Source organism: Streptomyces sp. NBC_01077 (genome assembly GCF_045162855.1).
Lineage (GTDB): Bacteria > Actinomycetota > Actinomycetes > Streptomycetales > Streptomycetaceae > Streptomyces.
Genome location: NZ_CP108669.1, coordinates 6,570,230 through 6,594,132, shown reverse-complemented (window position 1 = coordinate 6,594,132; position 23,903 = coordinate 6,570,230). Strand labels below are relative to the sequence as shown.

The 23,903-nt window shown below is 72.5% G+C and carries 16 protein-coding genes; 6 read left to right on the top strand and 10 right to left on the bottom strand.

Going from position 1 to position 23,903, the window contains the following annotated elements:
- Positions 1-44: 44 nt before the first annotated feature.
- The 4 genes from OG462_RS30000 to OG462_RS29985 all read right to left on the bottom strand — a co-directional run bounded on the left by OG462_RS30000 (position 45) and on the right by OG462_RS29985 (position 4,098).
- Entirely contained in the window at positions 45-551 is a 507-nt protein-coding gene (locus tag OG462_RS30000; protein ID WP_406062345.1) for an ATP-binding protein, read from the bottom strand.
- A 72-nt stretch (positions 552-623) separates the two neighbouring features.
- The gene (locus OG462_RS29995) at positions 624-1,391 is read right to left on the bottom strand and encodes an enoyl-CoA hydratase/isomerase family protein (protein WP_406062343.1); all 768 of its coding nucleotides are present in this window, start codon (positions 1,389-1,391) and stop codon (positions 624-626) included.
- Positions 1,392-1,473: 82 nt separating this feature from the next.
- Positions 1,474-2,736, bottom strand: coding sequence for an Ig-like domain-containing protein (locus OG462_RS29990; protein ID WP_406062341.1), 1,263 nt, complete (start codon positions 2,734-2,736; stop codon positions 1,474-1,476).
- A 195-nt stretch (positions 2,737-2,931) separates the two neighbouring features.
- Entirely contained in the window at positions 2,932-4,098 is a 1,167-nt protein-coding gene (locus OG462_RS29985) for an Ig-like domain-containing protein (protein ID WP_406066780.1), read from the bottom strand.
- 215 nt (positions 4,099-4,313) lie between these two features.
- Here OG462_RS29985 and glgX point away from each other — a divergent pair, with 215 nt between their 5' ends.
- Positions 4,314-6,515: a glycogen debranching protein GlgX gene (gene glgX / locus OG462_RS29980; protein WP_406062339.1), complete on the top strand. Its 2,202-nt coding sequence runs from the start codon at positions 4,314-4,316 to the stop codon at positions 6,513-6,515.
- Between the two features lie 37 nt (positions 6,516-6,552).
- Here glgX and OG462_RS29975 read toward each other — a convergent pair whose 3' ends face one another.
- The 4 genes from OG462_RS29975 to OG462_RS29960 are packed head-to-tail and all read right to left on the bottom strand — an operon-like array spanning position 6,553 to position 10,202.
- Positions 6,553-7,194, bottom strand: a complete 642-nt coding sequence (locus OG462_RS29975; RefSeq protein WP_406062337.1) for a response regulator — start codon at positions 7,192-7,194, stop codon at positions 6,553-6,555.
- Positions 7,191-8,492 (bottom strand): sensor histidine kinase, encoded by a 1,302-nt coding sequence (locus OG462_RS29970; protein WP_406062336.1) that lies wholly within the window; start codon positions 8,490-8,492, stop codon positions 7,191-7,193. The genes OG462_RS29975 and OG462_RS29970 overlap by 4 nt, the downstream gene beginning before the upstream one ends.
- A gap of 58 nt (positions 8,493-8,550) precedes the next feature.
- Positions 8,551-9,300: an ABC transporter permease gene (locus OG462_RS29965; RefSeq protein WP_406062334.1), complete on the bottom strand. Its 750-nt coding sequence runs from the start codon at positions 9,298-9,300 to the stop codon at positions 8,551-8,553.
- Positions 9,297-10,202 (bottom strand): ABC transporter ATP-binding protein, encoded by a 906-nt coding sequence (locus OG462_RS29960; RefSeq protein ID WP_406062332.1) that lies wholly within the window; start codon positions 10,200-10,202, stop codon positions 9,297-9,299. Before OG462_RS29960 ends, OG462_RS29965 begins: the two co-directional genes overlap by 4 nt.
- 150 nt (positions 10,203-10,352) lie before the next feature.
- Between OG462_RS29960 and OG462_RS29955 the strand changes: the two genes are divergently transcribed.
- Entirely contained in the window at positions 10,353-14,036 is a 3,684-nt protein-coding gene (locus tag OG462_RS29955) for an ATP-binding cassette domain-containing protein (RefSeq protein ID WP_406066779.1), read from the top strand.
- A gap of 94 nt (positions 14,037-14,130) precedes the next feature.
- Here OG462_RS29955 and OG462_RS29950 read toward each other — a convergent pair whose 3' ends face one another.
- Complete coding sequence (locus tag OG462_RS29950) at positions 14,131-15,630, bottom strand: MFS transporter (protein ID WP_406062331.1); 1,500 nt, start codon at positions 15,628-15,630, stop codon at positions 14,131-14,133.
- A 124-nt stretch (positions 15,631-15,754) separates the two neighbouring features.
- Here OG462_RS29950 and OG462_RS29945 point away from each other — a divergent pair, with 124 nt between their 5' ends.
- The 4 genes from OG462_RS29945 (at position 15,755) to OG462_RS29930 (ending at position 21,247) form a co-directional block, all read left to right on the top strand.
- A complete protein-coding gene (locus OG462_RS29945; RefSeq protein ID WP_406062329.1) occupies positions 15,755-16,702 on the top strand; it encodes a TetR/AcrR family transcriptional regulator C-terminal domain-containing protein in 948 nt (315 codons plus the stop codon).
- Positions 16,703-16,907: 205 nt separating this feature from the next.
- Positions 16,908-18,938, top strand: coding sequence for a M4 family metallopeptidase (locus OG462_RS29940; RefSeq protein ID WP_406062327.1), 2,031 nt, complete (start codon positions 16,908-16,910; stop codon positions 18,936-18,938).
- Positions 18,939-19,056: 118 nt separating this feature from the next.
- Positions 19,057-19,713, top strand: a complete 657-nt coding sequence (locus OG462_RS29935; protein ID WP_406062325.1) for a response regulator — start codon at positions 19,057-19,059, stop codon at positions 19,711-19,713.
- Complete coding sequence (locus OG462_RS29930; protein WP_406062323.1) at positions 19,706-21,247, top strand: sensor histidine kinase; 1,542 nt, start codon at positions 19,706-19,708, stop codon at positions 21,245-21,247. The genes OG462_RS29935 and OG462_RS29930 overlap by 8 nt, the downstream gene beginning before the upstream one ends.
- An 18-nt stretch (positions 21,248-21,265) precedes the next feature.
- On the opposite strand, the gene glgP is transcribed toward OG462_RS29930, so the two are convergent.
- Positions 21,266-23,833 (bottom strand): alpha-glucan family phosphorylase, encoded by a 2,568-nt coding sequence (glgP, locus tag OG462_RS29925; RefSeq protein ID WP_406062321.1) that lies wholly within the window; start codon positions 23,831-23,833, stop codon positions 21,266-21,268.
- Positions 23,834-23,903 lie beyond the last annotated feature (70 nt).

Below are 23,903 nucleotides of genomic sequence, written 5' to 3'. Positions count from 1 at the left end.
TCCGTGCGTTCGGGGACGGCCGACGTTCCTCGGACCGAAGACCCTCAGGGGCGGTCGGCGACCCGCATCTCGAACCAGGTCGTCTTGCCGCGCGGCGCCAGGTCCACACCCCACCGGTCCGAGAGCTTGTCGACCAGGAAGAGCCCCCGGCCGCTCGTGTCGAGTTCGTGCACCGGCATCAGACAGGGCAGCCCGCGCGAGGGATCCCGCACCTCGATCCGGATCCAGCCGCGCCGGCGCTGCAACCGCAGCGCGAAGACCCGGGCGCCGGTGTGCCGGACCGCGTTCCCGACGAGCTCCGAGACGAGCAGCACCGCGTGCTCGGCGATCTGCGGACCGAGCGCCCACTGCCGCAGCACGACGTGCTGGGTGAGCCTGCGGGCCACCCACGCGGATTCGGGGCGGGACGGCAGCCGGACATCCTCCTCGGCCGGGTTGCCGTACAACTCCACTGCGTCGGCGGCCTGTTCGTCGTCCGCGCCCGGTGACCAGCGCGCTGCGGCGGCGCTTGTGCGCTGCCGCGGTTGTTCCCTACCCTCCAGGCCCGCCATGCCCCCCATCATGGCCGTACGGAAGCGTCCGCGGGGGCCGTTCCGGCGGAATCGGCCCCCGGCGGGGGCGGCTCAGGCGAACTTCGCCTTCCCCGGGCCCTCTTCGACGAAGCTGCGCATCCCGCGCTCGCGGTCCTCGGTCGCGAACAGGCCCGCGAACCAGGTGCGCTCGATGGCGAGACCGGTGTCGATGTCGGCCTCCAGACCCTGGTCGATCGCCTCCTTCGCGGCCCGCAGCGCGACCGCCGGGCCCTGCGCCAGCTTGGCGGCCCAGGCGTGCGCCTGCTCGTACACCTCGGCGGCCGGGACGACCCGGTCGACCAGACCCAGCGTCAGGGCCTCGTCCGCCTTGACCATCCGGCCCGTGAAGATGAGGTCCTTGGCCTTGGAGGGGCCGACGAGCCGGGAGAGACGCTGGGTGCCGCCGGCGCCCGGGATCAGGCCGAGCAGGATCTCCGGCTGGCCCAGCTTCGCGTTGTCGGCGGCGATCCGGTAGTCGGCGCAGAGCGCGAGCTCGCAGCCGCCGCCCAGCGCGTAGCCGGTGATCGCGGCGACGACCGGCTTGGGGATGCGGGCGACGGCGGTGAAGGCGTCCTGGAGGGCGCGGGAGCGCTTGACCATGGCCACGTGGTCCATGACCTGCATCTCCTTGATGTCCGCGCCGGCCGCGAACACCTTCTCACCGCCGTAGATGATCACGGCCCGCACGTCGTCGCGGTCGGTCGCCTCCTGGGCCAGCTCGCGCAGCCGGTCCTGGACGGCGATGTCCAGGGCGTTCATCGGGGGACGGTCGAGGCGGATCGTGCCGACGCCTTCGGCGACTTCGAGGTTCACAGTCATAGAGGGAAGGTTAATGGGCGTTAACGCGAACGGGCCCGGTGCTGTTGCTCACAGCACCGGGCCCGCACTCAGTGGCGTACGCCTACGCGATCCACTCCGACCAGTCCATGTTCCAGCCGTTGAGGCCGTTGTCCGGCTTGATCTCCTTGTCCTTCGAGTTCTTCACGACGACGACGTCGCCGATGATCGAGCGCTCGTAGAACCAGGCCGCCGGCTTGGAGCTGTCGCCCGCGCCCCGCGCGTCCTCCAGGCCGACGCAGCCGTGGCTGACGTTGGTGGAGCCGAACGTGCTGGGCGAGGCCCAGTAGTTGCCGTGCACGAAGGTGCCCGACTGGGACAGACGCATCGCGTGCGGCACGTCCTTGATGTCGTACTCGCCGCCGAAGCCGACCGTGGCCCCGTTCATACGGGTCACCTCGAACTTCTCGCTGATGACCATCTGGCCGTTGTACGTGGTCGTGGACGGCGCGCCCGCGGTGATCGGGATCGTCTTGATGATCTTGCCGTCGCGCTCGACCTTCATCGTCTTGGCGCTCGCGTCGACGGTGGAGACCTGGCGGCGGCCGATGGTGAAGGTGACCGTCTTCTTCTGCTTGCCGTAGACGCCCGGGCGGCCCTCGACGCCGTCCAGGTTGAGGTGCACGGTCACCTTGGTGCCGGCTGCCCAGTACTTCTCCGGGCGGAAGTCGAGGCGGTCGTTGCCGAACCAGTGGCCCTCGATCTCCACGGCCGGCTCGGCCGTCACCTTGATGGCCTTCTCGACGGCCTCGGGGTCGGTGATGCCCCGGGTGAAGTTGATGGACACCGGCATGCCGACGCCGACGGTCGAACCGTCCTCCGGCGTGTACTGGCCGATGAAGGTGTTCTTCGGGACGAGGGTGGTGAAGGTGGTGTCCTTCGCCGACTCGCGGCCCTCGGCGTCCTTCGCGATCGCGTGGACCTTGTACTGCGTGGCCGCGGCCAGGTGGGCGGTGGGCGACCAGCTGGCGCCGTCCGCCGCGATCTTGCCCTCGACAGCGGCGCCCTTGGAGTCGGCGACCGTGACCGTGGAAAGCTTGCCCTCCGTCGCGGTGACCTTGAGGACCCCGCTGGTGGCGACCGAGTCGGCGCCGTCCTTCGGAAGGATCGTCACGACCGCCTGGGAGGCCGCGTTCTCCTGCTTGCCGCCGCCCTGGGCGGCCGGTCCCTGTCCCGTACCGCCGCCGTTCGCCGTCTCACCGCCGCCGCAGGCGGTGAGCACCAGGAGCATCGCTCCTGCCGCCAGGGCCTGCAGCCTGACGCCCCCGCGCCGGCCACGCCGCCCTGTCGCTCTGACCGATGCCCCCGATATCGGCTGCCCGTTCACTGTGGTCTTCTCCCCTCGCACGGCCCGGCACCGCCCGGCCCCACCCCCGTGCGCATCCACTCGCGCACACGGCGCTAGATAATCACACCGCAGGACACGAAAGATCCTCGTGAATGTCACCGTTCCGTCCCGATCGACCTGCTAAGAGCGCGAAAGAGACGGGAGGCGCCGGGCGGTACGAGGGAGACGAGGGAGTCAGCTCAGTGCGGAGCCGGCCTTCCACCGGTTCCACTCCATGTTCCAGCCTCCGAGGCCGTTGTCGGGAGCGACCTTTCGGTCACGCGAGTTGACCACTTCCACCACGTCGCCGATGAGGGTCCGCTCGAAGAACCAGCCCGCCGGCGACTCGGCGTTGCCGCCCTTGTCGTCCCGCAGCCCGACGCAGCCGTGGCTGACGTTGGCGGAGCCGAACGTGTCGGGCGAGGCCCAGTAGTTGCCGTGCAGGAAGGTGCCCGAGTCGGTGAGACGAATGGCGTGCGGCACGTCCTTGATGTCGTACTCACCGCCGAAGCCGACCGTGCGCCCGTCCATCCGCGTCACGTCGTACAGCTCGGTGACGACCATCTTCCCGTTGTACGTGGTGGTCTTCGGCGCTCCCGCGGTGATCGGCACGGTGGCGAGGACCTCGCCGTCCCGCCTGACCTCCATGGTGTGGGCGGCGGCGTCGACCAGGGAGACCTGGGAGCGGCCGACGGTGAAGCCGACCGTCTTGCGCTGGATGCCGTACACCCCCGGTGCCCCCTCGACGTCCCGCAGGCCGAGTTCGACGGTGACCTCGGTACCCGGCTGCCAGTACGCGGCGGGGCGGAAGTCGAGCCGCTCCTTGCCGAACCAGTGGCCGACGACCTCCACGGGCGGCACGGAGGTGACCCGGATGGCCCGCTCGACCTCCTCCCGGTTCTCGATCGGCATGTTGAAGCCGAAGGAAACGATCATGCCGGTGCCGACAGTGGAACGGTTCTCCGGCTTGAAGTAGCCGATGAAACGGCTCTCGGGCACCACCGTGGTGAAGGTGGTGTGCCGGGCGGAACGGCGCCCGTGCGCGTCCAGCGCGACGGCGTCCACGCTGTACTTCGCCGCCAGCGCCAGCCGGGTCTCCGCCCGGGGCCGCCAGCGCAGCCCGTCGGCCGAGATGTCCCCCGCGACCGCCGTCCGCCGGCCGTCCTCCACCTGGGCGACGGTCACCCGTTCGAGCCGCCCGCTGTCCACCTTCACCTCGACCGGGCCCTCGGCCGGCAACCCGCGGCTGCCGTCCTCCGGGCTGACCCGGATCACGTCGCCGGGGGCCCGCGCCTTGCCCGGCAGGCGGATGTCGACACCGCCTCCGCCGTCCGGCTCCGTGCAGCCCACGAGGCCCGCCATCAGTCCCGCCACCGCGAGGGCGTACCTCGCCCGCTTCCATACAAGTGTCACGCTCGGCCCAACGACAGCCACCCTCCAGGGGAAACGTCCGTGCGGGTCATGTTGGGAGCCGGGCCGTTCGGGCAGAACAGGGGGAGAACCACGCGCGGGAGCGGCGGCCGGGACGCCGCCGCCCCCCTGGGTGCGGGCCCGACGAGCCGCGGGAGGCCGGGACGGTGACGAGCACAGCCGAGCAGGAGGCGGTACCGGAGCATGCCCAGGAACGGGCCGGGCCGCCCGTATGGCCGGGCACGCCGATGCCGCTCGGGGCCCGCTGCCGGGTCGGGCCCGACGGGGTGACCGGCACCAACTTCGCCCTGTGGGCGGGCGGGGCGGAGGCGGTGGAGCTGTGCCTGTTCGACCCGGACGGTACGGAGCTGCGGCTGCCGCTGACGGAGCTGACCCACGAGATCTGGCACGGGTTCGTGCCGGGGATCGGGGCCGGGCAGCGGTACGGCTACCGGGTGCACGGCCGGTGGGACCCGTGGACGGGCGCCCGCTGGAACCCGGCGAAGCTGCTCCTCGACCCGTACGCGCGGGCCGTCGACGGCGACTTCGCGCTGCCGCCCGAGGTGTACGGGCACGTCCGGGACTGGCCGCAGCAGCATGTGGCCGACACCGTCCGGGACGAGCGGGACTCGGCGCCGCACGTCCCGAAGGGGGTCGTCGTCCAGGACGACGACGACTGGTCCGACGACCGCAGGCCCAAGACGCCCTGGCAGGACTCGGTCATCTACGAACTGCACGTGAAGGGCTTCACCCAGCTCCACCCGGGCATCCCGGAACACCTGCGGGGCACGTACGCGGGCCTCGCACACCCGGCGGCGATCGAGCACCTCGCACGCCTCGGGGTGACGGCGGTGGAACTGCTCCCGGTGCACCAGTTCGCCCACGAGGACCATCTCCTCCGGCGGGGTCTGCGCAACCACTGGGGCTACAACTCGATCGGCTACTTCGCCCCGCACGCCGGCTACTCCTCCTCGGGGACGACCGGGCAGCAGGTCGGCGAGTTCAAGCGGATGGTGCGGGCGCTGCACGCGGCCGGGATCGAGGTCATCCTCGACGTCGTCTACAACCACACGGCGGAGGCGGGCGAGCTCGGCCCCACGCTCTCCCTGAAAGGCATCGACAACCGCGGCTACTACCGGCTCCAGTCCGACGCCCGCCGCTACACCGACTACACGGGCTGCGGCAACACGCTGCACGTCGTGCAGCCGCAGGTGCTGCGGCTCATCACCGACTCACTCCGCTACTGGGTCACGGAGATGGGCGTCGACGGCTTCCGCTTCGACCTGGCGGCGGCCCTGGCCCGATCGATGCACGACGTCGACATGCTCTCCCCCTTCCTCGCGGTCATCGCCCAGGACCCGGTGCTCCGCCGGGTCAAACTCATCGCCGAACCCTGGGACGTGGGCAACGGCGGATACCAGGTCGGCGCCTTCCCTCCCCTCTGGACGGAATGGAACGACCGCTACCGGGACGCCGTACGGGACTTCTGGCGCGGCGCGCTGCCCGACGTACGGGACCTCGGCTACCGGCTCTCCGGCTCCAGCGACCTGTACGCCTGGGGCGGGCGCCGGCCGTACGCCTCCGTCAACTTCGTCACCGCGCACGACGGCTTCACCCTGCGGGACCTCGTCACGTACGAGCGCAAGCACAACGAGGCCAACGGCGAGGGCAACCGCGACGGCACCCACGACAACCGCTCCTGGAACTGCGGAGTGGAGGGCGAGACCGACGATCCGGCGATCAACGCGCTCCGCCTCCGCCAGCAGCGCAACCTCCTCACCACCCTGCTCCTCTCCACCGGCGTCCCGATGCTCGTCGCCGGCGACGAGATGGGCCGCACCCAGGGCGGCAACAACAACGCCTACTGCCAGGACAACGCCACCGGCTGGCTCGACTGGACCCTCCCGGACGCCCCCGGCCGGGCCCAGCTCCTCGCCCTGACCCGCCGGCTGCTCGCCCTCCGCCACGACCACCCGGTCCTGCGCCGCCGCGCCTTCTTCTCCGGCCGCCCCCAGGGCGCGGACGGACTGCGGGACCTGGCCTGGTTCACCGCGGAGGGCGCCGAGATGACGGAACCCGACTGGTACGCGCCCACGGCCACGCTGGGCCTCTATCTGTCGGGCCGCGACATACCGGGCCGGGACGAGCGCGGCGAGCAGATCACCGACGACAGCTTCCTCGCCGTCCTCCACGCGGGCCCGCGCCCCCTGGACTTCCGCCTCCCGGGCCCGCCGTGGGCGGAGTCGTACGAACTGGTCGTCGACACGGCCCGCGAGGACCAGTCGGCACCACCGGGCACGGTCCACCCGGGCGGCGGAACGCTCACGGTGGGGGCCCGGTCGATGGTCCTGCTCCGGGTCGGGGGGTGAACCCCCGGCCCGGCCCGGCGGCGCGCCGGCCCGGCTCTCAGGAGCGGCCCAGGATGCCCCGGTCGTAGCCGGCGGCGACGGCGGCCGCCCGGTCCTTGACTCCCAGCTTGCCGTAGATGTGCGTGAGGTGGGTCTTGACGGTGGCCTCGCTGATGAAGAGCTCGGCGGCGATGGCGCGGTTGGCCGTGCCCTTCGCGACGAGGGTGAGGATCTCGCCCTCGCGGGCGGAGAGCGCGGTGCCGTCGGCGGCGGGGGCACGGACGGCGGTGACCAGGCGGGAGGCGACGGCCGGGGAGAGGACCGTACGGCCTTCGGCGGCGGCCCGCACGGCCGCGAACAGCTCCTCCCGGGGCGCGTCCTTGAGGAGGTATCCGGTGGCTCCGGCCTCGATCGCCGGGAGGGTGTCGGTGTCCGTGTCGTACGTGGTGAGGACGAGGATCCGGGAACGGGCGCCGCGCCGGGTGAGTTCGGCGATGGCGTCGACGCCGCCGCCACCCGGCATGCGCAGGTCCATGAGGACGACGTCGGGGTCGAGTTCCAGGGCGAGTTCGACACCCCGTACGCCGTCGGGGGCCTCGCCGAGGACGCGGAAGCCGGAGCCGTCCGCGGCGAACATGCCGCGCAGGCCGTCCCGTACGACGGGGTGGTCGTCGACGATGAGGAGGGTGATGTCGTTCATGGCGCGCCCAACGGTACGCGAGCGGAGACCGCCGTCCCCTCGCCCGGTGCGGTCTCCACGGTGACGGAACCCGCCAGGCGCGCGGCGCGGGCCCGCATCCCGCCCAGCCCGAACCCGCCGCCCTCGCCGCTCCGTTCGGGACGGGCGAGCGGGTCGAAGCCGCGGCCGTCGTCCCGTACGTCCAGGGTGATCTCGTCGCCCATGTAGGAGAGGGTGACGCCGGCCCGGCCGGCCCCGGAGTGGCGTGCGGCGTTGGACAGGGCCTCCTGGGCGATCCGCAGGAGCGTGGCGGCCACCTCGCCGTGGAGCGGCTCCTCGGTGCCGGTCACGGTGAACCGGGCGTCGACGCCTGTGCGTTCGGCCCAGTCGGCGACCGTCTTGCGCAGGGCCTCGGGGAGGGCGTCGTGCTCCAGGGCGACCGGGCTGAGATTCCGCACGGAGCGGCGGGCCTCGCCGAGGCTGTGCCGGGCGAGGTCGGCGGCCCGCCGGAGGTGCGCCTCGGCGCGTTCGGTGTCGGGGGCGGCCGCGGACGCGGCCTGGAGCTGGGTGACGACGCCGGTGAGGCCCTGGGCGATGGTGTCGTGGATCTCGGCGGCGAGCCGGCGCCGCTCGTCGGCGACCCCGGCCTCCCGGGCCTGGAGGAGGAGCTGTGCCTGGAGGGCCGCGTTCTCGGCGAGGGCCTGTTCGAGACGGCTGTTGGCGCGGCCGAGTTCGGCGATGGTGGCGGCACGCTGGGCGGCCTTCTCCGCGTCCTTCGTACCGAGGTGGGAGAAGCCCATGGCGAGGGAGGCGTTCAGGGCGAACAGCCCGCCGAAGGCGAGCCATTGCATGAGGGAGGCGGGCGGCAGGCCGCCGGACTGGGCGCCGGCCATCGTCACGGCGGTGACGAGGAGCCCGGCGTGGGAGAGGCGGCGGGTCAGCAGATGGGTGGCGTCGAAGTAGCCGATGCTGGCGTAGATCGAGAAGAAGGGGTTGAGCCAGGTCAACGCGAAGGCGAGGGCGGTACGGAGGAGGAAGTGGACGACGGAGGCGGGCCCCGGTGCCCCCGGCACGAGAACGGGTCCGCACCCGGGCGCCTCGGGCCCCCACCCGATGGCCGCGGCCACCCGGCGGCAGCGGTGGTCCCACACCGCGTGGAGGAGGAGCACCGCCGCCAGCAGGACACCGGCCGCCACCCGCTCCGTACGGTCCATGAACACGTCCGCCGACCCCGCGGCGATCACGGTGGCGACGCCGAGCAGTCCGCACGGTCCCCAGCGGAAGAACTGGCGCCAGCGCTCCTCGACGGTGACGGGCACCCTGCCGCCCCCTCTCGTTCCCGGCTCGTTCACCAGTCGCTCCCGGCTCGTTCCCGGCTCATTCCCAACGGAACCAGCGCGCCGCGGCGCCGGTCAGCACGGCCGTCCACAGCGCCATCACACCGAGCGCGGCCCAGCCGGGCCAGCCACCCGACGCGGCGGCGTCGAGTGCCTCGGAGGCGGCGCCGAACGGGGTGAGCCCGACGATCCGCTGCAGCGTATCCGGCATGGCCTGGACGGGCACCCAGACCCCGGCCGTGAACATGGTGGGGAAGAAGACGAACGAGCCGACGGCGGTGGCGATCTTCTGCGTCCGGGAGACCGCGCACACGGCCGAGCCGAGGGCGAGACCGCCCGCGACGGCGAGGAGCAGGGCGAGGACGTAGCCCGCGGGATTCCCCGGCAGGGCGACGCCGAAGGCGATCCGGCCCACCGCGATCACCAGCAGCGCCGAGACCAGAGCGGCGGCGGCGTGCAGCGCGATCTGCGCGGTGAGCAGCGCCCCGGGGCGGACCGGAGTGGTGGACATCCGGCGCAGGATGCCGCGTTCGCGGTAGCCGGCGAGGACCGGGGGCATGGCCTGGAGCCCGGACATGATGAGGGCGAACAGGACGGAGACGGGGACGTAGACGTCGATCACGCGGCGTCCGCCGAGGTCCTCGGAGGCCTCCCGGAAGGAGGGGATCAGACCGAGGATCACGAGCAGCACGGTCGGCGAGAGCATCACCCAGAACAGGGCGCCCGGTTCACGGGTGAAGAGCCGGGCCTCGGTGCGCAGGACGGCCACGGCGGGGCTGGGAGTGCTCATCGGAGATCGGTTCCCGTCAGGTCGAGGTAGGCGTCGTCGAGGGTGGCGTCGGCGACCCGGAGCTGCCCGGCCGTGACGCCCTGGCGGGCGAGGAGGGAGACGAAGGCGGCGACGGTCTCCTCCGTGCCGGCGACGACCGTCCGTCCGTCCGCCGTCCCGACGGACACGGCACCGGGCAGGGCCCGCAGTGCCTCCGGGTCGAGCGGGGTGCCGGCGGCGAAGGAGATCTCCTTGGCGGCCGACGCCCGGCCGATCAGGCCGTCGGGGGTGTCGAGCGCGGTGATCCGGCCCTGGTCGAGGACGGCGATCCGGTCGCAGAGCCGCTGTGCCTCCTCCATGAAGTGGGTGACGAGCAGCACCGTCACCCCGGCGTCGCGGAGGGACTCGACGAGCGTCCACACCTCGCGGCGGGCGCGCGGGTCGAGGCCCGCGGTGAGTTCGTCGAGGACGACGACCCGGGGGTCGCCGAGGAGCGCGAGGGCGATGAACAGCCGCTGCTTCTGTCCCCCGGACAGCTTCCCGAACCGGGTCCGCAGGTGCGGAAGCAGCCCGAGCCGCTCGGCGAGCTCCTGCCGGTCGGCGGGCCGCTCGTAGAAGGAGGCGTACAGGTCGAGCGCCTCACGGACGGTCAGTTTGGCCTGGAGCTCGCTCTCCTGGAGCTGGACCCCGAGGACCCGGGTGACGTCGTCCCGCTGTGTCGCGGGGTCGTACCCGCAGACGCGCACCTGCCCCTCGTCGGGGGTCCGCAGCCCTTCGACGCACTCCACTGTGGTGGTCTTGCCGGCGCCGTTGGGGCCGAGGATCCCGAAGATCTCCCCCTCGCCGACCTCGAAGGAAACCCCGTCGACGACCTTCCGGCCGCCGTATGTCTTGTGCAGTCCCCGCACTTCGATCGCTGTCATGTCCCCAGACTGCCGAGCGCGCCGGATCCCGGGCATCGGCCATCGCGCTCGAAACGGCATCAACCGATCGGTCGATGCCGGGTACGACTCCGGGAGCCGCGGCGGCCGGGCCGCCCGAAAACCGGATGAGACGTGTCAGTGGTGAACCGTATGGTCGGCCCTGATGCCCGAGAAACCTGTCGCCCCAGAGCCCCCCGCCCCCGACACGCCCGACGCGCCCGGCGCCCCCGACGCCGCCGACCGCTCGGCGATGCGGACGCTGCTCCGTCTCTGGCCGTACGTGCGGCCCGTGCGGGGGCGGTTGTTCACCGCCGCGTTCGTCGCGATCGTCGCCTCCTGTCTGTCGCTCGTCATCCCGCTCGTACTCAAGTGGCTGGTCGACGGGCCGGTCGCGGACCGGGACCCGGGCGGGGTGTGGCTGGGGGCGCTCTACCTGCTGCTGCTCGGCATCGCCGAGGCGGTGCTCTTCGGGTACCGGCGGTGGCTGGTGGCCCGCCCCCTGTCGGGGGTCGAGGCTCGGATGCGGGCCGATCTGTACGGCAGGCTGCAGCGGCTCCCGATCGCCTTCCACGACCGATGGGCGTCCGGGCAGCTGCTCTCGCGCGGGACGACCGACCTCATGCTGGTCCGGATGTTCCTGGCCTTCCCGCTGACGTTCCTGCTGGTCAACGCTGTGACGATCCTCGCGGGTTACGTCCTGCTGCTCACCCAGGACTGGTCCCTGGGCCTCGTCCTCCTCACCCCCGTCATCCCGCTCGTCGTGGTCTGCTCGATGTTCGAGGGCCGGTACGGGGTGGTCGCGCGCCGCGCCCAGGACCAGGTGGGCGATCTGACGACGGTCGTCGAGGAGAGCGTCCTCGGCATCCGGATCGTCAAGGGCTTCGGCCGCCACCGCAGCCAGGCGACGGCCTTCCGCGAACTCTCCGGCCGGCTGCGCGGCACGGAACTCGCCAAGGCCCGGCTGCTCGCCCTGATCTGGGCGTTCATCACCGTCGTACCGGAGCTGGCGATCGGGGCGGCCCTCGTCCTCGGCACGATCCAGGTGGCGGACGGCGGCCTGTCGGCGGGCACCCTGGTCGCGTTCCTGTCGACGGCCCTGGCGCTGCGCTGGCCGGTGGAGTCGATCGGCTTCCTGCTCGCGATGAGCCAGGAGGCGGCGACCGCGACGGAGCGGTACTTCGAGGTGATGGACGCCGACGAGGAGCCGGCCACCCCCGCCTCGGCGGACACGACGGCGGACGGCCCCGGCGGGGTGCGCTTCGAGGGCGTGTCGTTCCGCTACCCGGACGCCCCGGCGGACTCCCCGCCCGTCCTGGACGGCATCGACCTGCACATCCGCCCCGGCGAGACGCTGGCTCTGGTCGGCGGCACGGGCTCCGGAAAGACCACGCTCACCGCCCTCGTACCGAGGCTGCACGAGGCGTCCGGCGGCCGCATCCTCCTGGACGGCGAGGACATCGCCCTGATGGAACGGGAGCGGCTGCGGGCCCTGGTGTCGATGGCCTTCGAGGAACCGACCCTGTTCTCCGCGAGCGTCGGGGAGAACGTCCTGATGGGAGCCGACGGAACGGCCGGCGAACCCGAACTGCGGCGCGCCCTGGGCGTGGCACAGGCGGACGGCTTCGTCGACCGGCTGCCCGAGGGCACCGCGACCCAGGTCGGCGAGCAGGGCCTCAGCCTCTCGGGCGGGCAGCGCCAGCGCCTCGCCCTGGCGAGGGCGGTCGTCGGCCGGCCCCGCTTCCTGGTCCTGGACGATCCCCTCTCCGCACTCGACGTCCACACGGAGGCCCGTGTGGAGGCCGCCCTGCGGGAGGTCCTGCGGGAGACGACGGCACTGGTCGTGGCGCACCGCCCGTCGACGGTGATGCTGGCCGACCGGGTGGCACTGCTCTCCGAGGGCCGGATCGCGGCCGTGGGCACCCACCAGGAACTGCTGCGGAGCAGCGAGGAGTACGCCTGGCTGATGTCCGGCGAAGGCAAGGACGAGCGATGACGGACACGACACTCACCGAGCAGCAGGCCCCGGCCGAACCGACCCCGCCCGGAGACCCCTTCGACCGCGACGACCTCCCCGCACCCCAGGGAGCGACGAGCGCCCTGCTCCGCTCCCTCCTCTCCGCACACCGCGCACGGGTCGCGATCGCCGCCCTGGTGCTCCTCGTCAAGGAGGGAGCGGTCCAGGCGGGCCCGCTCCTCGTCGCGTACGCCATCGACGAGGGAGTCCCCGCCTTCCGCGCGGGCGACCACGGCCCCGTCATCGCGGTGGCCCTCGGCTACCTCCTCTGCGCGGCGCTCTCGGGCCTCCTCCAGTACGTCTTCGTCCGCGGCGCGGCCCGCATCAACCAGGACGTGCTCCTCGACCTGCGGGGCCGGATCTTCCGCCACTCGCAGATCCTGAGCGTCGACTTCCACGAGCGCTACACCTCGGGCCGGCTGATCTCCCGTTCGACCACGGACGTCGAATCGCTCCGGGAACTCCTCTCGGAGGGCCTGCAGGAACTGATCGGTGTCGTCCTCTCCTTCGTCTCGATCTCGGCGATCCTCCTCTACCTCGACCTGGGCATCGGCGCGGTGGCGGTGGCGTCCTTCCTCCCCCTCTACTTCCTGGTACGCGTCTATCAGCGACGCGCCGGGGCGGTGTACGCAGAGCGGTCCACGGCGATCGCGGGCGTGATCGTGAAGTTCGCGGAGACGATGAACGGCATCCGTCCGGTACGGGCGTTCCGCCGGGAGCAGGTCAACGACGCCGAGTTCGCGACGCTCAACCACCGGCACGAACGCAGCAACGGCGACGCGCTCCTCGAAATGGCCCGCTACGTCGTGGGGTCACGGCTCGTGGCGAACACGGCGGTCGCCGGCATGTGCCTGTGGGGCGCCTACCGGGTGGCCTCGGGCTCCCTGGAACTGGGCGTCCTGGCGGCGGCGGTCCTGTACATGCGGCGCCTGTACGACCCGATCGACCGCCTGGGCATGTTCCTCAACTCGTACGAGTCGGCGGCCGCGTCGCTGGCCAAGATCGCGGGCCTCCTGGCCCAGGAACCGGGAGTCCCGGAAACGACCACGCCCAAGAGCCTCCCCACCCGCACGGGCTCCCCGGGCCGGGAGGTCACCTTCGACAAGGTCCGCTTCGCCTACCGCACGGGCGGCGAGGTCCTCCCCACCTTCGACCTGACGATCCCCGCCGGCCAGACGGTGGCGGTGGTGGGAGCGACGGGCGCGGGCAAGTCGACCCTGGCCAAGCTCCTGGCCCGCTTCTACGACCCCACGGACGGCGCGGTACGCCTGGACGGCGCGGACCTCCGTGACCTCACCACCCCCGACCTCCGGCGAGGCATCGTCATGGTCACCCAGGAAGCCTTCCTCTTCTCGGGAACGGTCGCCGAGAACATCGCGATCGGCCGCCCGGACGCGACGCGCGCCCAGATCGAGGAAGCGGCCCGCGCCATCGGAGCCCACGCGTTCATCACGGGCCTCCCGGACGGCTACGACACGGACGTACGCAAACGAGGCGGCCGCATCTCGGCAGGCCAACGCCAACTGGTCGCCTTCGCACGAGCCCTGCTCGCGGACCCGGCGGTCCTGATCCTGGACGAGGCCACCAGCTCCCTGGACGTACCGGGCGAACGAGCGGTGCAACAGGCGATGGACACGGTCCTGGCCGGCCGTACGGCGGTGGTCATCGCCCACCGCCTGTCCACGGTCGAGGTCGCGGACCGGGTCCTGGTGATGGAGTCGGGCCGGATCGTCGAGGACGGCACGCCCTCGGACCTGGTCACGGGCGAGGGCCACTACGCGGGCCTGCACCGGGCCTGGCGCGACAGCCTGGTGGGCTGAGAGGCAGACGAACCACGGCCGTGAGGGACGTGGCGGGGGCCGCATCCGGGACGTGGAACCCCCGGAACGGCCCCCACTGCACCACGCACCGCTGTCAGCCCCGCCGGGCCGTCCGCAACAGCACCAGCGACAGGACGGCCGCGCCCAGCATCAACACGGCGGCTCCTACGGCGACCGCCCCCATCGCGTCGACGAACGCGGTACGCGCGGCGTCGAGCACGGAGGGCCCGGAGGTCAGCGCACCGCCCAGGGTCTCGCGAGCCGCGGCCGGCGCGGACGCGGGCATCGCACCGGTGTAGACGGCCGCCCCCACGGACCCGAGCACGGCCATCCCGAGCGCCCCGCCGAGCTCGGCCCCCGACTCGAGCACGGCGGCGGCGGCCCCGGCCCGCTCGGGCGGAGCGGCGCCCAGCGCCAGCTCGTTGGCGAGGGTCATCGCGGAGACGAGCCCACCGGCATACACAGCACTCCCCACCACCACGACCCACAAGGGCGTGGCGTGATCGATCCCGGCGAGCCAGGCGAACCCCCCGGCCGCCACCAGGAACCCGCCCCCCATCACGTACGCCCGGTCGACCTTCTGGGCAAGCCCCGCGGCCGCCGGCGCGGCGACGAGAACACCCGCGGTCGGCACCAGGCTCCACAGCGCGGCCTCGAACGGACTCTGCCCGAGAACGGACTGCAGGTACTGCGTGAGGAACACGGCGAAGCCCACGGTCGCCGCCATGGCGAGCAGGTTGGCGAGCACGGACCCGCCGTAGGCCCGGTTCCGCAACAGCGCGAGGTCGACCATGGGATGAGCGAGCCGCGCCTGCCGCCGCACGAAGACCAGCCCGACGAGCAGCCCGACGACCACACCGCCCGCCGGGAGGGCCGCCCACCCGTCCTTGGCAAGTTCCTTGATGCCGTGGATGAGCGGCAGCAGGGCGCCGAGCGACAGAACGGCGCTGAGGACGTCGAACCGCCCGGCACTCCCACCCCCCTTGGACTCGGGAAGCAGCAGCGGCCCGAGCACGAGCAGCACGCCCATGGCCGGCAGGTTGATGAGAAAGACGGACCCCCACCAGAAGTGCTCGACGAGTGCCCCGCTGACGACAGGCCCGAGGGCGATCCCGCTCGCCATCACCGAGGTCCACAGGGTGACGGCCTTGGCGCGCTGTGCCGGATCGGCGAACAGCACCCGGATGAGCGCGAGGGTGGCGGGCATGAGACCGGCCCCGGCGACACCGAGCAGCGCACGGGCGCCGATGAGAGCGCCGGAACTCTGCGCGTAGGCCGCGGCGACCGAGGCGACGCCGAACAAGGCGGCGCCCCCGAGAAGGACCTTGCGACGCCCGACCCGGTCCCCGAGCGCCCCCATGGTGATGAGAAGCCCCGCGAGGACGAAGCCGTAGGTGTCGAGGATCCAGAGCTGTTCGGTGGCTCCGGGCCGCAGGTCGGCACTGATGGAGGGGATGGCGAAGTAGAGGACGGAGACGTCCATGGAGACGAGGAGCAGCGGCAGCATGAGGACGCCGAGGGCGGTCCATTCGCGGCGGCCGGCGCGGACGGGGTCGGGCCCGGTCACCGGCTCGGGGTGCGAGGTGAGTGTCATGGGAGGAGAGAAGCAGCGGTGTGCGTACGTCGCCACTCCCGCCCTAGTGCACCCCCGACTCGGCTGCTGTACCGCCAGGTCAGGGGCGCGTACGACGCTCACGGTGCACTAGTACACTCCCGCCATGCCGACGCAGCCGCCCTACCTCGTGATCGCCGCCGAACTCCGCCGCCGCGTACAGGTGGGCGAGCTGTCGCCCGGGGACAGGATGCCGTCGACGCGGGCGATCACCCGCGAGTGGGGCGTGGCCATGGCGACGGCGACGAAGGCGCTGGCGGTCCTCCGCCAGGAGGGCCTGGTCCGCCCGGAACCGGGGGTGGGCACGGTGGTGGTGACACCGGCACCACGAACGACGGGCGCAGGCACAGGCGCACCGCCCGAAGGCGGCCGGACGACACCCCCCACCACTCCCCTCACCCGCGATCAGGTGGTCACCGCGGCCCTCCGTCTCGCGGACACGGAAGGCCTGCACGCCCTGACGATGCGCAGGGTGGCGACCATGCTCGGCGTCTCGACGATGACCCTGTACCGCCATGTGCCGGGCAAGCCGGAGCTGATCCGTCTGATGACGGACGCGGCGTGCGGCGAGGTCCCGCTCGGTCCGGTGCCGGCGCACTGGCGGACGGGCCTGGAGCAGGGGGCGCGCTGGCTGCGTGACGTGTACGCCCGGCACCCGTGGCTGGCGCACGCGATGGCCTCGTTCACGCGACCCGTCGCGACGCCGAACGCGATGGCGTACACGGAGTGGGTGCTACGGGCTCTGAGGGGTACGCCGCTCACCCACAGCCAGAAGCTCCACACCCATCTGGTGATCTTCGCCTACGTCCAGGGGCTGTCACTGGCGGACGATCTGGAGGAGCAGGCGCGACAGGATTCGGGCATCTCCGACAGCGAGTGGATGGAACAGAACGAGCCACGATTCGACGCGATCCAATCGGGCGGCTCGTACCCCGAGTTGGCCTTGGTGACGAGTGGCGGCGGGTTCGGTCTCGACCTGTGGACACTCTTCGAATTCGGGCTCGGGCGAACATTGGACGGCATCGCGTCCTTGATCGACGAAACGTCCGGTTAACGAACACGGCCTTACGAGCAGCGAACGATTTCCGGCCAACTTGTCGACGCACTCCTGACAGGTCCCCGTCATTCCTGTCACTCTCTCCCCGGCTCTTCGCACCAGAGTTCGCTGCTTCACCCGTACGTGCTCCACAGCTCTGCTTGCTCCGCCCGGACGGACCCGACCCAGTCCGCCGGTACCCCCCTCGCAAGAAGGAGTCTGCGTGAGATCCACGCCCAGCCGTCGCGCCACCGCGACCGGCGCTCTGATCGCTGCCGCCGCCATGCTCGCCGTGAGCGTCCAGACGGGTGCCGCCACCGCGGCAGACGCCCCCTGGAGCATCGCCCCCAACGCCCAGCAGGGCACGTCGGCGAACCCCGGCAAGCTCCCGGCCGACCTCACCCCCGCCGAGCGCACCGCGCTCATCAAGGCGGCCGACGCCGACAAGGCCGCCACGGCCAAGTCCCTCGGCCTCGGCGCCCAGGAGAAGCTGGTCGTCCGTGACGTCGTGCAGGACCGCGACGGCACGACCCACACGCGCTTCGAGCGCACCTACGCCGGACTGCCCGTCCTGGGCGGTGACCTGATCGTCGAGGAGACGAAGGCCGGCGCGCGCCAGAGCGTCTCCAAGGCTTCCCGCGCGGAGCTGAAGAACGTCGACACGAGCGCCACCGTCACCCCGGCCGCCGCGTCGAAGCAGGCCCTGAGCGCCGCGAAGGCGGAGGGCTCCGACAAGGCCGAGACGAACCGCGCCCCGCGCAAGGTCGTCTGGCTGGCCAAGGGCGCCCCCGTCCTCGCGTACGAGACCGTCGTCGGCGGCCTCCAGCACGACGGCACCCCGAACGAGCTGCACGTCGTCACCGACGCCAAGACCGGCCAGAAGCTGTACGAGTGGCAGGCCATCGAGACCGGCACCGGCAACACGCAGTACAGCGGCCAGGTGACCCTCGGCACCGCGCCCTCGTACACGCTGACCGACACCGGCCGCGGCAGCCACAAGACGTACAACCTCAACGGCGGTACGTCCGGCACCGGCACGCTGTTCAGCAACACCACCGACGTGTGGGGCAACGGCACGCCTTCGAACAAGGAGACGGCCGGCGCCGACGCGCACTACGGTGCCGCGCTCACCTGGGACTACTACAAGAACGTGCACGGCCGCACCGGCATCAAGGGTGACGGCGTCGGCGCGTACTCCCGGGTCCACTACGGCAACGCGTACGTCAACGCCTTCTGGTCCGACTCCTGCTTCTGCATGACGTACGGCGACGGCTCGGGCAACACCAAGCCGCTGACGTCCATCGACGTGGCCGCGCACGAGATGACGCACGGCGTCACCGCCAACACGGCCGGCCTGCAGTACAGCGGCGAGTCCGGCGGCCTCAACGAGGCCACCTCGGACATCTTCGCGGCGGCCGTCGAGTTCTACGCCAACAACGCCAACGACCAGGGCGACTACCTCGTCGGCGAGAAGATCGACATCCGCGGCAACGGCACCCCGCTGCGCTACATGGACAAGCCGAGCAAGGACGGCTCGTCCAAGGACGCGTGGTACTCGGGCCTCGGCGGCATCGACGTCCACTACTCCTCGGGCCCGGCGAACCACTTCTTCTACCTGCTCTCCGAGGGCAGCGGCGTCAAGACCATCAACGGCGTCACCTACGACTCGCCGACCTCCGACGGCCTGCCCGTCACCGGCATCGGCCGGGCCAAGGCCGAGCTGATCTGGTTCAAGGCGCTCACCACCAAGTGGGGCACGACCACGAACTACGCCGGTGCCCGCACCGGCACGGTCGACGTCGCCAAGGCGCTCTACGGCGCCACCAGCCCCGAGGTCGCGGCCGTCGAGGACGCCTGGGCCGCCATCGCCGTGGGTCCGCGCTCCGGCGGCGGCAACCCGCCCACCGGCAAGGTCTTCGAGAACACCGCCGACGTGTCCGTCCCGGACAACGGCGCCGCGGTGACCTCCACGGTCAACGTCACCGGTGTCACCGGCAACGCCCCGACCAACCTCTCGGTCGGCGTGGACATCGTCCACACCTACCGCGGTGACCTCGTCGTCGACCTCGTCGCCCCGGACGGATCGGTCTACAGCCTGTCCAACCGGTCCGGCGGCAGCGCCGACAACATCGTCCAGACCTTCACCGTGAACGCCTCCACCGAGGTCGCGAACGGCGCCTGGAAGCTCCGCGTCCAGGACAAGGCCTCGATCGACACCGGCTACATCAACAGCTTCAAGCTCACCTTCCCGTAAGCCCCGAGCGGGTGAGCAGGTAGGCGGGTAACCCCGAATCACAAGTGCCGGACGCCCGGAGGGAACCTTCCCTCCGGGCGTCCGCGCGTCCGCGCCAGGTCTCCGTAGGCTGGCACCCATGATCAAGGTGCTGCTGGCCGACGACGAGACGATGATCAGGGCCGGGGTGCGGGCCATCCTCGCCACCGACCCCGGGATCGAGGTGGTCGCCGAGGCGGGCGACGGCCACGAGGCCGTCGAACTCGCCCGCGAGCACCGGCCCGACGTCGTCCTCCTGGACATCCGGATGCCACGCCTCGACGGACTCGGCGCGGCCGAGGAACTGCGCGCGGCCGTCCCGGACGCGGCCGTCGTCATGCTCACCACCTTCTCCGAGGACACGTACATCGCGCGCGCCCTCGGCAGCGGCGTCAGCGGCTTCCTGCTCAAGTCCGGGGACCCGCGCGAACTGATCGCCGGGGTGCGGGCCGTGGCCGGCGGCGGCGCCGCGCTCTCCCCCACCGTCGCCCGCCGGGTCATCGACACCCTCGGCGGCGAGCGCCTCACCCGCGCGGCCGCGGCCCGCGGCCGGCTCGACCGGCTCACGGGACGGGAACGGGAGGTCGTCGCCCTCCTCGGCGCCGGGCTCTCCAACCAGGAGATCGCGGACCGGATGTACGTCGTCGAGGGCACCGTCAAGGCCCATGTGAGCGCCGTCCTCGGCCGGCTGGGCCTGCGCAACCGGGTCCAGCTCGCGGTCCTCGCGTACGAGGCGGGCCTGGTCCCCGATGCGTGAGGCGTGGCGCGAGCCCGTCCGGGAGCGCCTCTTCGACCTCGTCCTGTGGCTGCTGCTCTGCGTACCCGTCCTGCTGAGGTCGGACCCGAACGACGGCGGCAGCTGGGCCCAGGTCGCCGCCGGCGTGGTGGTCCTCGCCGGCTGCGTCGCGGTCAGCCGGCGGTGGCCGCTGATGTCGCTCGCGGTCACGGTCGTGGCGAGCCTGCCGGCCGCCCTGGAGCTGTTCACCCCCTCGTACAGCCTGGCCCTGGTCGCCTTCGGGTACCTGGCGGGGCGGCGCCAGGAGCACACCCGGGCGGCGCTCTGGCTGTTCGGCACGATCGCGGCGACGGGACTGACCCTCACCTGGATCACCCGAACCTCGCTCGGCCAGTGGTTCACCCTCCTGCTCGTCCTCGCCCTCGCCGTCGTCGCGCCCTGGCTGATCGGCCGTTACGTACGCCAGTACGACCGTCTCGTACGGAGCGGCTGGCAGCTGGCGGACCGGATGGAGCGCGAACACGCGGCGGTCGCCGACCGGGAGCGGCTGCGGGAACGGTCCCGGATCGCGGGCGACATGCACGACTCCCTCGGCCACGACCTGGCCCTGATCGCGATCCGCGCGGGCGCCCTGGAGGTCTCCCCGGATCTCGGCCCCGACCAGCAGCGGGCGGCGGCCGAGCTGCGCCGCGCGGCGGCGGACGCGACGGCCCGGCTGCGGGACATCATCGGCGTCCTCCGCGAGGAGGACGAGGCGGCCCCGACGAGCCCGCCCGGCGAGACCGTCGAGGAACTGGCGGCCCGCGCCCGCGCGTCGGGCCTGGCGGTCACACTGGCCACGACACCGGTCCCCACCCTGCCGGGCATGTCGGGGCTCGCCCTGCACCGGGTCGTCCAGGAAGGCCTCACGAACGCGGCCAAGCACGCCCCCGGCGCGCCCGTCTCGGTCGCCGTCGCCGACGAGACGGCGACGGTACGGGTGGAGGTGGTCAGCGGCCCGGGAACGAGCACCGGCGGACGGGACCGGGCGCCCGGCTCCGGCGGAACCGGCCTCGTCGGCCTCGGTGAACGCGTCCGCCTCGCCGGCGGCACGCTCACCCACCGCGCCACCGAGGACGGCGGTTTCGCCCTGACCGCCGTCCTGCCCCGCAAGGCCCCCGCCCCGCTGCCCGCCGCCCCCACCTCGGCGAGGGAACTGGATCTGGCCCGCCGCGAGGTCCGCAAGGGCCTGGTGCGGGCGATCTGGATCCCGCTCGCGCTCCTCGCCGCACTCGGCGTGCTGATGGCCGGGGTCGCCGTGTGGACGCAGGCCCAGTCGTACCTGGAGCCGGACGACTACGCCCGGCTCCGGATCGGCCAGACGCTCGCGCAGATCGGCGAGAAGACCGACGACTGGCCCGAGCACCCCCTGGACAGCGCCCCGCAGGCCGCCCCGCCGGAGCCTCCCGGCATGGACGAATGCCGGTACTACCGCTCGAAGATGCTCGCCACGATCCCGGTCTACCGCCTGTGCTTCGTCGCCGGGCACCTCGCCGACAAGGCCGAGGTGCCCTGAGCCGGCACGCGGTGACCGCTACCGGAGCAGCACTCCCGCCCCCTCCCCCGTCGTCTCCTCCGGCAGGGCCACCAGGCCCAGTTCCGAAGGGTGGGCGAGGAGCGGGTGGGAGGGGCGGACGCGGATCGTGCAGCCGAAGGAGCCGGTGCGGTCGAGTTCCAGGGTGCCCGCGTACGGCTGACGGCCCTCCAGGTCCGGGCCGCCCGCCGGCTTCAGCGGGACGGTACGGGCGTCGGTGAGGGTGTCGTCGGCGTCGACCCGGCCGGTGACGGCCTGCACCTCGACGTCGTCGGGGCCGAGCGGGCCGAGCGCGACCCGGACCCGGACGACCGGGGTCGCGCCGAGCACCGCGTCGGCGAGGTCGTCCGCGAGGTCGTCGCCGACCTCGACGTGGTCGACGGTCACCTTGGGCCAGGCCTCCCGGACCCGGGACTTCCAGGCGGCGAGGTCCCGCGCCCGGTCCGGGGTGAGCGCCCGGCGGGCCGCCGCGGCGGGCACGTACAACCGCTCGACGTACTCGCGGACCATCCGGTCGGCGAGCACCTTCGGGCCGAGGTCGGTGAGGGTGCGCCGGACCATCGCCGTCCAGCCCGCAGGGACGCCGTCGGGGCCCCGGTCGTAGAAGCGGGGGGCGACCCGGCGTTCGATCAGCTCGTAGAGTGCGGCGGCCTCCAGGTCGTCGCGGCGGTCCTCGTCCGCGGCGGCGGCCCCGTCGGCGGTGGGGATGGCCCAGCCGAAGTCCGGCTCGAACCACTCGTCCCACCAGCCGTCGAGGACGGAGAGGTTGAGGCAGCCGTTGAGCGCGGCCTTCATGCCGCTGGTGCCGCAGGCCTCCAAGGGGCGGAGGGGGTTGTTGAGCCAGACGTCGCAGCCGGGGTAGAGGTCACGGGCCATCGCCATGCCGTAGTCGGGCAGGAAGACGATCCGGTGCCGCACCCGGGGGTCGTCGGCGAACCGGACGAGTTCCTGCACGAGCCGCTTCCCGCCGTCGTCCGCGGGATGCGCCTTGCCGGCGACGACGAGCTGCACGGGCCGCTCGGGATGCAGGAGCAGCGCACGCAGCCGGTCCTTGTCCCGCAGCATGAGGGTGAGCCGCTTGTACGAGGGGACGCGGCGGGCGAAGCCGATGGTGAGGACGTCGGGGTCGAGGACGGTGTCGGTCCAGCCGAGTTCGGCGGCCGCCGCCCCGCGCTGCCGCCAGGAGGCCCGCAGCCTCTCCCGTACATCGGTCACGAGCCGTTCGCGGAGGGTGCGGCGCAGCTCCCACAGCTCCCGGTCGGCGGGGTCGGGGCCGAGGCGGCCGACCTCGGGGGCGACCCAGGTGGGGGCATGGACGCCGTTGGTGATCGAGGTGATCGGCACTTCTTCGGCGTCGAAGCCCGGCCAGAGCCCGGCGAACATGGCCCGGCTGACGGCCCCGTGGAGGGTGGAGACGCCGTTGGCCCGCTGGGCGAGGCGCAGGCCCATCGCCGCCATGTTGAAGACGCCGGGCTCACCGCCGAGCGGGGTCTCGTCGCCGAGGGCGAGGACGCGCCCGGTGTCGACGCCGGGGAGGGCGCCGTCCTCGCCGAGGTGGCGGGCGACCAGGGTCCGGTCGAAGCGGTCGATGCCGGCCGGGACGGGGGTGTGGGTGGTGAACACGGTCCCGGCCCGCACGGTCTCCAGGGCGCTGTCGAAGTCGAGCCCCTCGCCCTGGAGTTCGCGGATGCGTTCGAGGCCCAGGAAGCCGGCGTGGCCCTCGTTGGTGTGGAAGACCTCGGGGGCGGGGGTGCCGGTGAGCCGGGTGTACGTGCGGACGGCGCGGACGCCGCCGATGCCGAGCAGCATCTCCTGGAGGAGCCGGTGTTCGCTGCCGCCGCCGTACAGCCGGTCGGTGACGCTCCGTTCGCCGGGCGCGTTCTCCTCGACGTCGGAGTCGAGCATGAGGAGGGGGACGCGGCCGACCCTCGCGATCCAGAGGTGGGCGTGCAGACTGCGCCCGCCGGGCAGGGCCAGGGTGATCCGGGCGGGGCTGCCGTCGGCCTCGCGGAGCAGGGTGACCGGCAGCTCGCCGGGGTCGAGCACGGGGTACTGCTCCTGCTGCCAGCCGTCGCGGCCGAGGGACTGCCGGAAGTAGCCGTGCCGGTAGAGCAGGCCGACGCCGATGAGCGGGACACCGAGGTCGCTGGCGGACTTGAGGTGGTCGCCGGCGAGGATGCCGAGACCGCCGGAGTACTGGGGCAGGGCGGCGGTGACGCCGAACTCGGGCGAGAAGTAGGCCAGGGCGGCGGGGGGTTCACCCGGCTGACGCTGGTACCAGCGCGGCGCGTGCAGATACGCGTCGAGGTCCCCGGCGGCGGCCCGGAGCCGGGCCAGGAAGTCCTGGTCGGCGGCGAGCGCGGCCAGCCGGGGGGCTTCGAGGGCACCGAGGATCCGGACGGGGTCGGTGCCGCCGGTCGACGTCGCCGGGCTGGGGGGTTCGAGGGATTCGAAGAGGGCGCGGGTGGGTTCGTGCCAGGACCAGCGCAGGTTGTGCGCGAGGTCGGCGAGGGGTCGAAGGGTGTCGGGGAGGACGGGACGCACGGTGAATCGACGGATTGCCTTCACGCGTTCCACCTTCGCAGGCGAGTACGGAGCGGAGTGGACGCACCACGCTGTGCGTCCGTCGTTCCGCTCC